Origin of the sequence: Streptomyces sp. NPDC090077 (genome assembly GCF_044747545.1) — a bacterium.
Classification (GTDB): Bacteria; Actinomycetota; Actinomycetes; order Streptomycetales; family Streptomycetaceae; genus Streptomyces.
Window position 1 is genome coordinate 568,107 of record NZ_JBIVEG010000001.1, and the last position, 13,881, is coordinate 581,987.

The following is a 13,881-nucleotide window of genomic DNA, read 5'->3' on the forward strand; positions in this document are numbered from 1 at the left end:
CGCCGGTTCCCACCACCTCCTCACCTTCTTCACAGGAAATGCATCTAGGGTGTAGGCGGAAGCGGAGCACAGGGGGCATACCGAGTGGGCAGGCAGGACGAGTCGTCGAGAGGGCGATCGCGGGGCAGGCGTGCCGCCCCGAAGGGCACCGGTGCGGCCCCGAAGAGCAGCGGTGCGGCCCCCACCGGCCGCCGCCGGAAGTCCGGCGGCCGTCGGGCACCTTCCGGTTCCGGCCTGGCGGCCCGCCTCGCACCCGTCCTCGGACCCCTCCTCGCCAAGGCGCACCCGCTGCTGCGGCGGCTGCGCCCGGCGTACCCGCGACCGGGGCGCAGCGGCTGGCGCCGCTGGATACCCTCCGGCCGCCAGTGGCTCGGCGCCGTCCTGTACCTGTTCGTCGGAATGACGGCGTTCGTCGGAATCGCCTACGCGGTAACGGACATACCCGACGATCTCAACTCTTTCGCGAAACAACAGGACAACGTCTACTACTGGTCCGACGGCTCCACCATGGCGCGCACGGGCTGGGTCCAGCGGCAGGAGATGCCCCTGGAGAAGGTGCCCGAGAAGGTGCAGGGCGCCGTCCTGGCGGCCGAGAACGCCAGCTTCTACTCCGATCCCGGCGTCTCGCCCTCCGGCGTGCTGCGCGCCGTGCGCGCCGCGCTGACGGGCGGTGAGACCCAGGGCGGGTCCACCATCACGCAGCAGTACGTGAAGAACGCGTACCTGAACCAGGACCGCACCCTGTCCCGGAAGTTCACCGAGCTGCTGCTCGCCGTGAAGCTGGACAGCCGCGCGGGCAAGAAGCAGATCCTTGAGGACTACCTCAACACCAGCTGGTTCGGGCGCGGCACGTACGGCATCCAGCGCGCCTCCCAGGCGTACTACGGCAAGGACGTCTCCCAGCTCAACGCCAGCGAGGGCGCCTTCCTCGCCTCCCTCCTCAAGGGCGCCGGCCTGTTCGACCCCACCCTGGGCAAGGAGAACCACGCCCGCGCCGTCGAGCGCTGGAGCTGGATCCTGGACCGCATGGTGGAGACCGGCCACCTCTCCGCCGCCGAGCGCGCCGGCTACACGAAGTTCCCGGAGCCCTCGGACGCCTCCCTCGTGGGCATCCCCGGAGCGCAGAACGGCTATCTGGTGCAGATGGCCAAGGCCTACACGATCAAGGCCGGCCACCTCAAGGAGTCCGACTTCGACCTCGGCGGCTACCAGATCTACACGACCTTCGACAAGAACCGGATGGCGGCCCTGACCACCGCGGTGCAGGAGGCGCAGAAGTCCTTCGACGCCGAGAAGCGTCCCGACACCGACAAGTTCGCGAAGATCGGCGCGGCCAGCGTGGCCCGGGACGGCCGGCTGCTCGCCGTGTACGGCGGCCCGGACTACCTCAAGCAGGGCTTCAACGAGGCGAACGCGACGACGATCCCGGCCGGCACGATCCTCACGCCCTTCGTCTACGCCGCCGCGCTGGAGGACGGGGTGGTGCGCACGCGCGGCCAGGCCCGTACGCCCGTCTCCGCCTCCAGCATGTACGACGGCAACGACCAGGCGACCGTGCAGACGCCCGAGGGCCCGTACTGGGACCGCAGCGGCAAGGTGCTCAAGGGGCACAACGAGGGCGACCGCAGCTGGGGGCAGATCACCCTGCAGCAGGCGGTGGCCAACTCCGTCAACACCCCCATGCTCCAGCTCGGCATCGACGTCGGGGTCGACCGGGTGGAGGCGTACGCCGAGCGGTCGGGACTCCTCGCGTCGAGCCTGGGCCCGCGGATCCCCACCTTCGCGCTCGGGGAGAACTCGAAGCCCAGCGCGATCCGGATCGCCGGGGCCTACCAGACCTTCGCCGCGGACGGGATGCACACCGACCCCTATTCGGTGCGCTCGGCCTCCCGCGCGGGCGCCGCCGTGCCGCTCGAACAGCCGAAGGCGGTCAAGGCGATGTCGCAGAAGACCGCCCGGACGGTGTCGGAGGCCCTGCGCTCGGCCGTCAGCGAGGGTTCGGCCAAGGCCGCGGCCAAGGTCCAGCCGGGAGCGGCGGGCAAGACGGGCACGACCGCCGCGAACACGGCGGGCTGGTTCGTGGGGACCACCGCGCAGGAGACCACGGCGGTGGTGGTCTACCGGATGTCGCTGCTGGACCTGATCCCGCTGCCGCTGACCGGGCTCGGCGGCGACGCCCCCACGGTGCCCGGCAGCGCGCGGGCGGTCGACCTGTGGACGAACTACGCCAGGGCCGTGAAGTAGCCGGGACCACGACGGCAGGGGCCGGGCGGCACGTGCCGCCCGGCCCCCGTCGTCGTGGTCCTACTTGACGACCGCGTTCCAGTCCGGCGCCTGCGCCGGGTCGAGCATCCGCAGCTGGGCCAGGACCTTGGGGTCCTGGGCGTCCATCCAGTCCGCGACCTCGCGGAACGAGGCGCAGCGCACGTCCTGCCGGTTGCAGACGTCCTTCATCACGTCCTCGACGGCCTTCATGTAGATGCCGCCGTTCCAGTCCTCGAAGTGGTTTCCGATGAACATCGGGGCCCGGCTGCCGTTGTAGACGCGGTTGAAGCCGTTCATGTAGGAGCCGCGGACCTGATCCCGCCACGCGGGGAACTTCGCGGGGTCGCCCTGGGTGCTGTCGCCGGACTGGTTGTAGAGGAAGTTGAAGTCCATGGAGAGGACCTGCACCTCCTTGCCCTGGAGCGGGACAAGCTGGAGGGGGAAGTTCCAGATGCCGTCGATCTTGGACGGCCAGAGCTGGAAGTCGCCCGAGGAGCTCGCGTCGTAGCGCCAGTTGTACTGCTTGACGGCGGAGATCAGGTTCTTCTGGCCCTCCAGGCAGGGGGCGCGGCCGCCGACCACCTCCCGGTCGGGGTCGAAGGGCAGGGCCGGCTCGCCGGTGAAGCCGGTGTTGGTCTTCCAGGCCTTCATGAAGCCGTACGCCTGGTCGATCTCGCTCTTCCACTCCTCGACGCTCCAGTCCCCGCCGCCCTTGGCGCCGCAGAAATGGCCGTTGAAGTGGGAGCCGATCTCGTTGCCGTCGGTCCAGGCGCCGCGCAGCTGCTGGAGCGTGGTCTTCACGTGCGGGGCGGTCGGGTACGAGATGGCGGCCGCGCCCTGGCCGTGCTGCGGCGGGCGGTAGAGGGACTTCTTCGCGTCGGGCAGGAGGTAGATGCCCGTGAGGAAGAACGTCATGTGGGCCTTGTTCTGCTTGGCCACCTGGCGGAAGTGGGAGAAGAGGTGGTCGTCACCCTCCAGCGCGCCGTCCCAGGAGAAGACCACGAACTGCGGCGGCTTCTCGCCCGGCTTCAGCTTCTCGGGCTTGAGCTGTCCCGGCTGGGGTCCGGTGTAGGAGGTGGAGCCGTCGCCCAGCACCTCGACCTTGCCGTCCCAGTTCGGCTTCGGCCCCTTGCCGAAGCCGGGCCCGCCGGTCACCCCGCCGGCGCCCGTCGGGGTGCCCAGGCGTGCGTCCTGCCGGTTCTCCGAGGAACCCGAGAAGCCGACCGCGAAGGCGGTGGCGGCCCCGCCGGCCACGATCACGGCGGCGGCTATGCCCACGCGCTTGCGGTTGCGGTTCCTGCGGCGCGCCTTGCGGGCCGTGCGGGACTTCGCCCGGGTGCCGGCGGCGGCATCGGTCTCGGCCATCGCGGTCGTACCCCCCTGAATCTCCGCAGCAGGGCCGCGCGTGGATGCTTCGTACGAATATAGAACTTGTTGGCACACAGCTCACACGACACCCCCGGTGACCCACCTTTTCACAGCCGATCCACAGACCGGCGGCCGTTCGTGGCAACGGGGTGCGGCACCCGGGTGAACCCCGCGGCCCGCCGTGCGGGGGCGACCGGGGCGGGGCGGCCACCGGGGCGATAACGGCACCATGGAGCAGACCCCCACGGCCGAGGCCGCCGAGATCAAGGTCAGCTTTGCCGGGACGGAGGCCGCCGCGGCGTTCGACGCCCTGGGGCTCGACCGTGACGACGGCCGGCGCCGGTCCGTCCACTTCTGGGACAGGCCCACGAGGACCGCCGGGCAGGAGATCGCCCTGCCGCTCCTGGAGCGGGGCGTCATCCTGCGGCTGCGCCGGGACCGCGAGGGGCGTGGCTCCAAGGACGAAGCCGACATGACGGTCAAACTGCGGCCCTGTCCGGCACTGCCGCCGCCCTGGCTGGAGGAGCGCGAGGGCGAGGAGTGGGAGTACCGGATCGAGCAGGACCGGGCCGCGCCCGCGTTCGCACCCGTGGTGGCGGCCTCGCTCCAGGCCGAGGTGGGCTTCGCCGCCTCCCTCGACCCCGGGGCCGGCTCGCCCGGCCGGCTGCTGGTCGAGGAACAGCTGGAGCTGCTCGGCGCGGCCGGGCCGGCCGCCGGCGGCCTGGACGGGCTGACGGCGCTGGGCCCGGTGCACGCCGTGAAGTGGAAGCAGGAGTGGGAGGAGCTGCCCCGCGCGGTGGCCGTCGAGGAGTGGACCACCGAGGGCGGGCTGCGGTTCGTCGAGGTCTCGGCGCGCGCGGACCTGGAGGACGCGGCCGATGTCCAGCACCTCCTGGACGGGGCCCTGCGGGCGCGCGGCCTCACCCCGCCGCCGACCGGCGACACCAAGACCCGGACCGTGATGACCGCGCTCGCCCGCGCCCTGCTGCGCTAGGCGGTGCTCCTTCCGGATCAGACCGGCTGGAGGGCGGCCGCGCCGAAGGAGACGTCGAAGCGGTCGCACCAGATCGTGACGCTGCCGTACTGGGACAGGTCCACGTCGGCGGGGACCGGGTAGTTCTGGTCGCCCTTGTTGCCCTTGAGGGCGCCCAGGCTGACGTGCTTCCCGTCGTCGAAGACGTACCAGCCGTCGGTGCCCTCCTTCACCGGGGCGTCGGTGAGCCAGACCCGGAGGTCCGGACCGTTGCTGGTGTCCAGCCCTTCGAGGCGCAGGACGCGGGAGCCGTCCGCCAGCCGCACCAGCTCCACCGTCCCGGTGGTGGTGTGCTCGTGGCTGATCAGGGTCCCCCGGGCCAGGGTCCGGGGTGCGGCCTGGGCGGGGGCGGACGCCGTCGCCGTCGGCAGCGCCTCCCGGACCGTCCGGTCCTGCCAGAGCTTCCACGGCTCGAACCAGTACGCCCCCACCGCCACCAGTACGGCCGCCACCGCCACCGCTGCGATCACCATCGGCCTGCGCCGCCCGCCCGCGCGTCCCATTGCGTACCCCTCCGTCGTCGTCCTCCGGCCATTCAACCGGACCGGGACGCCGGGACCGGGCTTCCGGGTGGTGACGGAATCCTTACGGCTCCGCCCGGCCGGTGGTCACCGGCCGGGCGGGCACCCGGTGCGCTACGCGGCCGGCTGCTGCTGGGTGACGCAGTGGATGCCGCCGCCGCCGGTGCCGAGGCGGTCGATGTTCAGCTGCTCGACGACGCGGCCGGGAAAGAGCCGGCCGAGGGTGGCCCGGGAGGCCGTGTCCGCCCGGGTGTCACCGAACTGGCCGGAGATCACCGCGCCGTTGCAGACGTAGTAGTTGGCGAACGAGGCGAGGAAGTCCGGGTTGGTCGAGCGGATCTTGTAGTAGTCGGGGCCCTGGAGCTGGTCCACCGACATGCGGGTGCCGTTCGCGGCGGTCGCCGCGGACAGGATCTGGTACTGCTGGCGGGCGTCCTTGGCGTAGACGTCGTTGTCGGTCGCGAGCGGCATCTGGACGAGGGCCCGGCCGGGTGCCAGGAACCGGGAGGTCGCGTCGACGTGGTCGTCGGTGATGTCCTGGCCGCGGACGCCGTCGAACCAGATGACCTTGGAGGCGCCGTACGCCGTGCACAGCGCGGCCTCGATCTGCGCCTGCGACTTCCCGGGGTTGCGGTTGCTGTTGACCAGGCTGCTGCGGGTGGCCATCAGGGTGCCCGCGCCGTCCTGCTCGACGGCACCGCCCTCGCCGATCAGGGCCGCGCTGGTGAACGGGACCCCGGTGTAGGCGGCGACCCGGCCGGCGACCAGGTTGTCCTTGGCGTGGGTCTGGCGGTTGCCCCAGCCGTTGAAGTTCAGGCCGATCGCGTCCAGGCCGCCGGCCCCGTCGGTCCGGAAGACCGGACCGGAGTCGCGCATCCAGCAGTCGTCCACGGGGATGGAGGTGAGCACGGTGACGGTGGAGCCGCACAGGGAGCGGGCGCGGGCGGCGCTGCCGGAGTTGGCGCACAGGTAGACCGGCTCGTACTTGGCGATGGTGCGGGCGATCAGGGCGATGTCCGACTGGACGCCCGAGAGCTTGTTCCCCCAGATCGAGGTGCTGTCCGGCCAGGCCATCCAGGTGCGGGTGTGGCGCACGTCCTCGATCGGTACGCGGAAGGCTCCCGCGGCGGCCGGACGGGCGGCGGCCCGGGCGACCGCCGGTGCGGCGGCGGCCGTGACGGCCGCGCCGGCGGCGGCGAGGCCCGCGGCGGTCAGGAAGCGGCGCCTGTCCATGCCCGCCCGGGGCGGACCGGCTGCGTGGTCGTTCATGAGGGGTCTCCTTCGGGTCTCCGACGCCCCGCGGCGGTTGCGGGGTTGGCCGGAAAACTAAAACTGGCCAAGCGCTCGGTCAAGAGTTTCGGCAGGACCGTTCCGGAGGTTCGGGAAAAGGCCCAGGTGGCGCGCCGGAGGCTGACTAGAGTGACGCCATGCCTGCTGCGCCGAAGGACTCCCCGGACCCGTCCGCACCGCCCGCGCCGGCGGTACCGGGGACGGGACGCGCCCGGGTCTCCGCCAAGGGCGAGCAGACCCGGGCACGGCTGATCGCCGCCGCGCGGACCCTGCTCGCGGGCGGCATGAGCGAGCGCTTCACCACCCGGAACGTGGCGGCCCTGAGCGGCGTGTCGCACGGGATGTGCCACTACCACTTCCAGGACCGGACCGATCTGGTCCTGGCGGTCGTCGCGGACATGCGCCCCGAGTGGATCCTCCCGCTGGAGGAGGCCGTGGCGGCGCCCGGCTCCTTCGCCGAGCGGGCCGACCGGGTGGTCGCGCTGCTCTCCCGGCCCGAGGGCACGGAGCTCTCCCACCTCCACGCCGCCCTGCACTGGCACGCCCTGAACGACGCCCGGGTCCGCGCCTGCCTGGAGGCGGAGTACCGGCGCTGGCGGGGCAGTTTCACGGCCCTGTTCGACGTGCTCGCCGAGGAGCGGGGCGGGGGCGTGGACGCGCGCCTGCTGGGCGAGGCGGTGGCGGCCGCGGTGGACGGCCTGGCGGCCGTGGAGTCGCTGGGCGCCGAGGTCGACCCGGGCCCGGTGCTGCGCACGCTGGTGCGCACGCTCGCCGCCGGCAGCTGAGCCGGCCGCCCCGGGCCCCGTCCCGCTGCTTCAGAGGGCCCGTCTGGCCTCGGCGATCGCGTCCGGGTCCCAGCCCGGCCGGGGTACGGAGTCCAGGAGCAGCCGGGTGTACGGGTGCCGGGGCGCGGCGAGGACCTCCTGGGTCGGGCCGCTCTCGACCACGGCTCCGTGGCGCATCACCACGATCTCGTCGGTGACGGACCGGACGACGCCGAGGTCGTGGGTGATGAACAGGTACCCGATCCCGGTCTCCTCCCTGATGTCGGCCAGCAGGTTGAGGATCTGCGCCTGGACGGACACGTCGAGGGCGGCGACGGCCTCGTCCAGGACGAGTGCGGCAGGTTCGACGGCGAGGGCGCGGGCGATGGCCACCCGCTGGCGCTGGCCGCCGGAGAGCTGCCGGGGCCGGGCCTCGGCGGCCCGGGTGCCCAGGCCGACCTGGTCGAGCAGTTCCCGCACCCGGGCGGTGTGGTCGCGGCCGGGGAAGTGCAGGGCGAGGGTTTCGCGCAGCGCGGCCTCGACGGGGGTGCGCGGGTCGAGGGAGAGGTACGGGTCCTGGAAGACCATCTGGACCTGGCGGGCGCGGGCCAGCCGGGCGGCCCTGCCGCGGGTGCGGGCGGGCCGGGGCAGGCCGCGTACGAGGACCTCGCCCGCGTCGGCCGTCTCCAGGCCGACGAGGATGCGGGCGGTGGTGGTCTTGCCCGAGCCGGACTCGCCGACGACGCCCAGCGAGCCGCCCTCGGGCAGGGCGAAGGACACGTCGTCGACGGCCCGGACGGTGCCGAAGGTGCGGCGCAGGCCCCTGACCTCCAGCAGGTGCGGGGCGTCCGTGGTGCTATCGGACATCGGCGGTGCTCCCTTCGAGCCGGTCGCTGTGGTGGCAGGCGGCCCGGTGGTCCGGCCGGCCGGGCGCGGCCGCCGGGTGCGGCGGCCGGTGGTCGCAGATCTCCGTGGCGAGCGGGCAGCGGGCGGCGAAGGCGCAGCCGGACAGTTCCTCGCGCAGGTCGGGCGGCCGTCCGTCGATGGCGGCGAGCCGGCCCCGGGGGCCGTCCATCCGCGGGGTGGAGGCGAGCAGGGCGGCGGTGTACGGGTGCCGGGGCCGGGCGAACAGGGCCTCGGCGGGCCCGGTTTCGGCGATCCGGCCGGCGTACATCACGTAGACCCGGTCGCTGATGGCCGCGGCGAGGTCGAGGTCGTGGGTGACGAACAGCAGCCCGGTGCCGAAGCGTGCGCGCAGCCCCGCCAGCAGGGAGATCACCTCGGCCTGGCTGGTGACGTCGAGGGCGGTGGTGGGCTCGTCGGCCAGCAGGAGGGCGGGGTCCCCCATGAGGGCGGCGGCGATCACGACCCGCTGGAGCATGCCGCCGGAGACCTGGCCGGGGTACTTGCGCAGGACGGCCTCGTCCAGGCCGACGGCCCGCAGCAGTTCCAGCGCGCGGGCGGTGGCGTCCGCGCGGTTCAGCGTGCCGTTGAGCAGGACGCTCTCGGTGAGGAAGTCGCCGATGCGGCGCAGCGGGTTGACTGCGGCGCGCGGGTCCTGGAAGACCATGGCGACCGTGCCGGCCCGTACGCCGCCCAGTTCGGCCGGGGTCATGGCGAGCACGTCGCGCCCGCAGACCCGTACGGCGCCTTCGGCGCGGGCGCCGGGCGGCAGCAGTCCCAGCGCGCTGCGGGAGGTGATGCTCTTGCCGGAGCCGGATTCGCCGACGAGGGCGACGGTCTCGCCGCGGCCGACGGTGAGGTCGATCCCGTCCAGGACGGGCCGGGCGGTTCCGGGGAGGGTGACCCGCAGTCCGCTGACCTCTAGGGCGTTCTCGGGCGTGCTGGCGGGAGTGTTCATCGGTCTCTCCTGGCGACGCGGTCGGCCCAGCGTTCGCCCACCACGTTGAAGGCGACCACGGTCAGCACGATGAAGGCGCAGGGCAGGATCGCGGACAGCGGGTAGCCGTGCTGGATCGCGGTCTGCCCGTCGAAGACCATGCGGCCCCAGTCGGGGGTGAGCGCGGGGACGCCGAGCCCGAGGAAGGACAGTCCGGCGAGGTCCATCAGGGCGTAGCCGAAGTTGATCGTGGACTGGGCGAGGACGACGGGGGCGATGTTGGGCAGGACGTGGCGCAGGCAGATCTGGAGGGCGGAGTGGCCCTGGACCCGGTAGGCGCTCACGTACGGGCGGGCCGCCTCGGCGAGGACGAGGGAGCGGGTGAGGCGGCTGACGTAGGGGAGGTAGGCGACGGCGAGGGCGATGACGGGGGCGAGCAGTCCTTCGCCGTAGACGGAGATGATCAGGATGGCGAGCAGCATGCCGGGGAAGGCGAAGACCAGCTCGGTGCTGCGGGAGAGCACGGAGTCGAGCCAGCCGCCGCGCCAGGCGGCGGCCGTGCCGACGGCGACTCCGGCGAGGGTGGAGAAGACCACGACGCCGAGGGGGCCGAGCAGCGATGTGCGTGCGCCGAGGAGCAGTCTGGAGAGGGTGTCGCGGCCGGCGGCGTCGACGCCGAGCGGGTGTGCGGCGTCGGGGCCGGCCAGGGCGTTGCCCAGGTCGACGGCGTTGGGGTCGTGGGGCACCAGCCAGGGTGCGAGCAGCGCGGCCAGGACGACCAGGCCGACGAGGCCGAGGCAGGCGAGGTGGAGCGGGGAGCCGGCGGCGCGGATCTTGGAGAGGCCGGGGCGGCGGGTCAGTACGGCGGTCATGCGGCGGCCCCTCTGGTGCCGAGGGTGACCCGGGGGTCGACGAGCGGGAGCAGCAGGTCCACGACCAGGTTCACGGCCATGAAGAGGGCGACGATGATCAGCGAGATGGCCTGGACGGTCGGGAAGTCCTTGGTGCTGGTGGACAGTTCGAGGAGCTGGCCGATACCGCCGACGCTGAAGGCGGTCTCCACCAGGACGGTGCAGACGAGCAGGGTGGAGACGATCAGGCCGCCGGTGGTCAGGACGGTGCCGAGGGAGTTGCGGAACACGTGCCGGCGGATGACCTGGCGTTCCGGTACGCCGCGGCTGCGGGCGACGGTGACGTGGTCGCTGTCGAGGGCTTCGGCCATGGCGGAGCGGGTGACGCGGGCGAGCATGCCGATCAGGTAGAGGGCGAGGGCCGTCGCCGGGAGGGCGAGGTGCCAGAGCTTGTCGGTGAAGCCCTCGCCGGCCCCGCTGGTGGGGAACCAGCCGAGCTTGACGGCGAACAGGCCCTGGAGGAGCACGGCCGCGACGAAGGACGGGGTGCCGACGGCGAAGGTGGTGGTGACGAGCACGGCGGTGTCGGTGGCGCCGCCGCGGACCGCGGCGAGCCGGCCGAGGAAGAGGCCGACGGCCACCACCACGACGAGCGCCATGGTGACGAGGAGCAGGGTGGTGGGCAGCCGGTCGGCCAGCAGCCGGGAGACGTCGGTGCGGTAGGTGATGGAGCGGCCGAAGTCGCCCTGGAGGACGTCGCCGAGCCAGCGGCCGTAGCGCACGAGGAAGGGCTCGTCCAGGTGGTACTGGGCCTTGACGGAGGCGAGCGCCTCCGGGGAGGCGGAGCGGCCGGAGAGGAGAAAGCTCGCCGGGTCGCCCGGGGCCAGGTACATCGCCCCGAACACCACGAACGAGGCGGCGAGCAGGGTGGCGGCCATCTCCCCCAGCCTGCGTGCCGCGAAGCGGGCGAAGCTCACTGTGCGGCCCCCACGGCGGCGGCCCAGGGGTGGTACATGTACGAGATGGTGGTCGGGGCGCCGGTGATCCGCTTGTTCAGGAACACGGCGGTGGGCCATTCGGCGACGGGGATCCACAGGAGCTGTTCGGCGGCCTGCCGCTGGAGCTTGGCGACGGTCTCCAGTCGCTTGGCCGGGTCGTAGGCGGCGGTGGCCTCGTCGACGAGCCGGTCGTACTCGGGGTCGCTGTGACCGGCGAAGTTCATGTAGGCGCCGGTCTTGAAGTTGGTCAGCAGGTCGAGCGGGTCGGTGATCGAGTCGTAGTAGGTGAGCGGGAACATGTCGATGCCCTCGCGTGCCTGCGGGTCGGTGAAGAGCGCGGTGAAGGCGTTGGGGGCGATGGTCTTCAGCCGGATGTCCAGGCCGATGCTGGTGCCGGCGGCCTGGACGGCGGTGGCGAGGAGGGACACGTCCTGGCCGATGGAGCTGGTGGCGACGGTCAGGGTCTTGCCGGTGGCACCGGCCTCCTTGACGAGGGCCTTGGCCCGCTCGACGTCCTGTCCGGTGGGGGGCAGTCCGTCGAAGGCGGTCTTGAGGGTCTGCTCGGGGGCGGAGGCCCAGGCGGCGCGGGTGGTGAGGGAGCTGGTGACGGTGCCGGCGCCGCCGAGTCCTGCCTTGACGAAGCCGGTGCGGTCCAGGGCCAGGGACAGGGCGCGGCGGACGCGGACGTCGCCGAGGGGGCCCTGGGTGTTGGTGACGTTGACGTTGACGGTGCTCAGGCCCTCGCCGAAGTACAGGGTGCCGACGCCGCTGCCGCGCAGCCGGCCGTAGCTCTCGGTGGGGATGAGGTAGCCGCCGTCGATCTCCCCGCTGAGCATGGCGTTGGTGCGGGCGGAGGGGTCGGTGAGGAAGCGGAAGACGGCCTTCTTGGACTTGGCCTTGGTGCCCCAGTAGCCGTCGAAGCGGTCCAGTTCGATGGACTGGCCCTTGTCCCAGGTGCCGAGCTTGAAGGGGCCGGTGCAGCCGAGGCTCCCGGTGGTTCCGTAGTCCTTGCCCGCTGCCTCGACGACGGCCTTGGAGGCGACGACCCCGGCGGCGGTGGCCATGTACTGGGGGAACTGGGAGTCGGGCTTCTTGAGCTTGACGGTGACCTGGAGCGGTCCGCTCTTGGTGACGGACTCGACGTTCTGGAAGTTCTGGGCCCAGGCGGCGGCGTTCGCGGGGTCGGTCTGCCGGCCGAGGCTGTAGACCACGTCGTCGGCGGTCATCTCGCCGCCGTCGTGGAAGCGCACGCCGGGCCGCAGGTCGTAGACCCAGGTGGTGGGGTCGGGGTTGGAGGCCTTGCGGGCGAGTCCGGGTTCGGTGGTGAGGTCCGGGTTCCAGCGCATGAGGCTCTCGCACACGTTGGACAGGACGGTGTTCTGGGGGTAGTCGAACGCCACCGTGTAGTCGAGGGTGGGCGGTTCGGCGTAGACGGCCCAGGTGAAGGAGTCGATCTCGCCCTTGGCCTCCGGGGTGGAGGCGGACAGCTTGACGTCGGTGACGCCGCCGGCCTCGTCCTTCGGCGGGCCCGCACAGGCCGCGAGGAGGGCGAGGGAGGACAGGACCGCGGTGGCGGCGGCCGCGGGGCGCGTGCCCGCGGGCAGGCGGCGGAGGCGTCTGCCGGTGCGGGGTGGTGAGGTGGTCATCGTCGCGCTCTCTTTTCCGTGAGGGATGCGGGGAGGAGCGGGCGGACCGCGGGGGCGGTCCGCCGGGGGCGGCCGGGCCCGGTCGGTGCGACCGGGTCGGCCGGTGCGGGCCGGTCCGGTCAGCCGGCGGCGGGGCGGGCGGCCGGGATCTGCTGGGTGATGCAGTGGACGCCGCCGCCGCCGAAGGCGATGGCGAGCGCCCGGACGCCGACGACCTTGCGGCCGGGGTAGGCGGTGGCGATCACCGCGAGCGCCTCCTCGTCCTCGGGCAGGCCCGCCACCGGGACGACGACGCCGCCGTTGGCGACGTAGTAGTTGAGGTACGACACCTCGATCTCGCCGCCGGCGAGGTCCGCGAAGGCGGTCTGCGGGACCTCGACGATCTCCAGGCGGCGGCCCCGGGCGTCGGTGACGGCCTCCAGTACGGCGCGGTTGGCGCGCATCCGGGCGTAGTCCGGGTGGGCCGGGTCGTCGGGGAGGGAGACGACGACGGTGCCGGGTGCGGCGAAGGCGGCGACCCCGTCGACGTGGCCGTCGGTCTCGGTGTCGAGCAGACCGCCGTACGGCAGCCAGATGACCTTGGTGACGCCGAGCCGGGCCTTCAGCTCGGCCTCGATCTCCTCGCGGGTCATGCCGGGGTTGCGGTTGGGGTGCAGCAGGCACTGCTCGGTGGTGATGAGGGTGCCCTCGCCGTCGACGGTGATCGCGCCGCCTTCGAGGATCATGTCGGAGGCGATGCGCGGGGCGCCGACGTGCTCCAGCAGCAGGGCGCTGACCCGGTCGTCGGAGTCCCAGGGGTGGTGCTTGCCGCCCCAGGCGTTGAAGCGGAAGTCGACGCCGGCCCGATTGCCCTCGGCGTCGAGGACGAAGAGCGGGGCGGAGTCGCGGAACCAGGAGTCGTCGAGCGGCAGCTCGATGACGGTGACGGTGTCCCCGCAGTGGGCCCGGGCGTCCTCGGCGTGGCCGGGCGGGGCAACCATCGTGACGGGCTCGAATGCGGCGATGGCGCGGGCCACGTCGGCGTACTCCTCCTTCACGGCGGGGAGGACGCTGCCCCACAGGTCCGGACGGGTGGGCCAGGCCATCAGACAGCCCTCGTGCGCGGACCACTCGGCGGGCATACGGTATTCAGCCATCAGGTGTCTCATTTCTTGCGTTGGCGGAGTCTGTCACCCAACTGAAATTTCAGTCAAGGGCGAGGGCGGACATGCAAGCCAGGGGCAGGTCAGAGGGAGGGGGTCACGCGGAGCGCGGGCCCGGAGGCGCCTCGTGGGCGCGGCGCGGGGAAGAACCGCGGGGTGCCGG

General features: G+C 72.7%; 12 protein-coding genes. 3 read left to right on the top strand and 9 right to left on the bottom strand.

What is annotated here, in order from left to right; genetic code table 11:
- Positions 1-84 precede the first annotated feature (84 nt).
- Positions 85-2,244, top strand: coding sequence for a transglycosylase domain-containing protein (locus ACIPW5_RS02505; RefSeq protein WP_401239242.1), 2,160 nt, complete (start codon positions 85-87; stop codon positions 2,242-2,244).
- 60 nt (positions 2,245-2,304) lie between these two features.
- Here the strand turns inward: ACIPW5_RS02505 and ACIPW5_RS02510 are convergent, their stop codons facing one another.
- Entirely contained in the window at positions 2,305-3,630 is a 1,326-nt protein-coding gene (locus tag ACIPW5_RS02510; RefSeq protein ID WP_401239244.1) for a hypothetical protein, read from the bottom strand.
- A 232-nt stretch (positions 3,631-3,862) separates the two neighbouring features.
- Between ACIPW5_RS02510 and ACIPW5_RS02515 the strand changes: the two genes are divergently transcribed.
- Positions 3,863-4,627 (top strand): hypothetical protein, encoded by a 765-nt coding sequence (locus tag ACIPW5_RS02515; protein ID WP_401239247.1) that lies wholly within the window; start codon positions 3,863-3,865, stop codon positions 4,625-4,627.
- A 17-nt stretch (positions 4,628-4,644) separates the two neighbouring features.
- Here the strand turns inward: ACIPW5_RS02515 and ACIPW5_RS02520 are convergent, their stop codons facing one another.
- Entirely contained in the window at positions 4,645-5,169 is a 525-nt protein-coding gene (locus ACIPW5_RS02520) for a DM13 domain-containing protein (protein ID WP_401239250.1), read from the bottom strand.
- Positions 5,170-5,301: 132 nt separating this feature from the next.
- On the bottom strand, positions 5,302-6,456 hold the full coding sequence (locus ACIPW5_RS02525) for an agmatine/peptidylarginine deiminase (RefSeq protein ID WP_401239252.1): 1,155 nt from the start codon (positions 6,454-6,456) through the stop codon (positions 5,302-5,304).
- Between the two features lie 158 nt (positions 6,457-6,614).
- On the opposite strand from ACIPW5_RS02525, the gene ACIPW5_RS02530 reads away from it, so the two are divergent.
- Entirely contained in the window at positions 6,615-7,262 is a 648-nt protein-coding gene (locus ACIPW5_RS02530) for a TetR/AcrR family transcriptional regulator (protein WP_401239255.1), read from the top strand.
- A 30-nt stretch (positions 7,263-7,292) separates the two neighbouring features.
- Here ACIPW5_RS02530 and ACIPW5_RS02535 read toward each other — a convergent pair whose 3' ends face one another.
- The 6 genes from ACIPW5_RS02535 to ACIPW5_RS02560 all read right to left on the bottom strand — a co-directional run bounded on the left by ACIPW5_RS02535 (position 7,293) and on the right by ACIPW5_RS02560 (position 13,712).
- Positions 7,293-8,108 carry an ABC transporter ATP-binding protein gene (locus ACIPW5_RS02535; protein WP_401239258.1) on the bottom strand — a complete coding sequence of 272 codons (816 nt, stop codon included), beginning with the start codon at positions 8,106-8,108 and terminating at the stop codon, positions 7,293-7,295.
- Positions 8,098-9,102, bottom strand: a complete 1,005-nt coding sequence (locus ACIPW5_RS02540; protein WP_401239261.1) for an ABC transporter ATP-binding protein — start codon at positions 9,100-9,102, stop codon at positions 8,098-8,100. Before ACIPW5_RS02540 ends, ACIPW5_RS02535 begins: the two co-directional genes overlap by 11 nt.
- Positions 9,099-9,953: an ABC transporter permease gene (locus tag ACIPW5_RS02545; RefSeq protein ID WP_401239264.1), complete on the bottom strand. Its 855-nt coding sequence runs from the start codon at positions 9,951-9,953 to the stop codon at positions 9,099-9,101. Before ACIPW5_RS02545 ends, ACIPW5_RS02540 begins: the two co-directional genes overlap by 4 nt.
- Positions 9,950-10,909 carry an ABC transporter permease gene (locus ACIPW5_RS02550; protein WP_401239267.1) on the bottom strand — a complete coding sequence of 320 codons (960 nt, stop codon included), beginning with the start codon at positions 10,907-10,909 and terminating at the stop codon, positions 9,950-9,952. The genes ACIPW5_RS02545 and ACIPW5_RS02550 overlap by 4 nt, the downstream gene beginning before the upstream one ends.
- Positions 10,906-12,576, bottom strand: a complete 1,671-nt coding sequence (locus tag ACIPW5_RS02555) for an ABC transporter substrate-binding protein (protein WP_401239269.1) — start codon at positions 12,574-12,576, stop codon at positions 10,906-10,908. The genes ACIPW5_RS02550 and ACIPW5_RS02555 overlap by 4 nt, the downstream gene beginning before the upstream one ends.
- A gap of 119 nt (positions 12,577-12,695) precedes the next feature.
- The gene (locus ACIPW5_RS02560) at positions 12,696-13,712 is read right to left on the bottom strand and encodes an agmatine/peptidylarginine deiminase (RefSeq protein ID WP_401239272.1); all 1,017 of its coding nucleotides are present in this window, start codon (positions 13,710-13,712) and stop codon (positions 12,696-12,698) included.
- Positions 13,713-13,881 lie beyond the last annotated feature (169 nt).

Excerpts from the sequence above, each read along its gene's own strand:
- ACIPW5_RS02535 (WP_401239258.1), bottom strand. The coding sequence starts at position 8,108 with ATGTCCGATAGCACCACGGACGCCCCGCACCTGCTGGAGGTCAGGGGC.
- ACIPW5_RS02515 (WP_401239247.1), top strand. The coding sequence starts at position 3,863 with ATGGAGCAGACCCCCACGGCCGAGGCCGCCGAGATCAAGGTCAGCTTT.
- ACIPW5_RS02530 (WP_401239255.1), top strand. The coding sequence starts at position 6,615 with ATGCCTGCTGCGCCGAAGGACTCCCCGGACCCGTCCGCACCGCCCGCG.
- ACIPW5_RS02525 (WP_401239252.1), bottom strand. The coding sequence starts at position 6,456 with ATGAACGACCACGCAGCCGGTCCGCCCCGGGCGGGCATGGACAGGCGC.
- ACIPW5_RS02560 (WP_401239272.1), bottom strand. The coding sequence starts at position 13,712 with ATGGCTGAATACCGTATGCCCGCCGAGTGGTCCGCGCACGAGGGCTGT.
- ACIPW5_RS02545 (WP_401239264.1), bottom strand. The coding sequence starts at position 9,953 with ATGACCGCCGTACTGACCCGCCGCCCCGGCCTCTCCAAGATCCGCGCC.
- ACIPW5_RS02555 (WP_401239269.1), bottom strand. The coding sequence starts at position 12,576 with ATGACCACCTCACCACCCCGCACCGGCAGACGCCTCCGCCGCCTGCCC.
- ACIPW5_RS02520 (WP_401239250.1), bottom strand. The coding sequence starts at position 5,169 with ATGGGACGCGCGGGCGGGCGGCGCAGGCCGATGGTGATCGCAGCGGTG.
- ACIPW5_RS02510 (WP_401239244.1), bottom strand. The coding sequence starts at position 3,630 with ATGGCCGAGACCGATGCCGCCGCCGGCACCCGGGCGAAGTCCCGCACG.
- ACIPW5_RS02540 (WP_401239261.1), bottom strand. The coding sequence starts at position 9,102 with ATGAACACTCCCGCCAGCACGCCCGAGAACGCCCTAGAGGTCAGCGGA.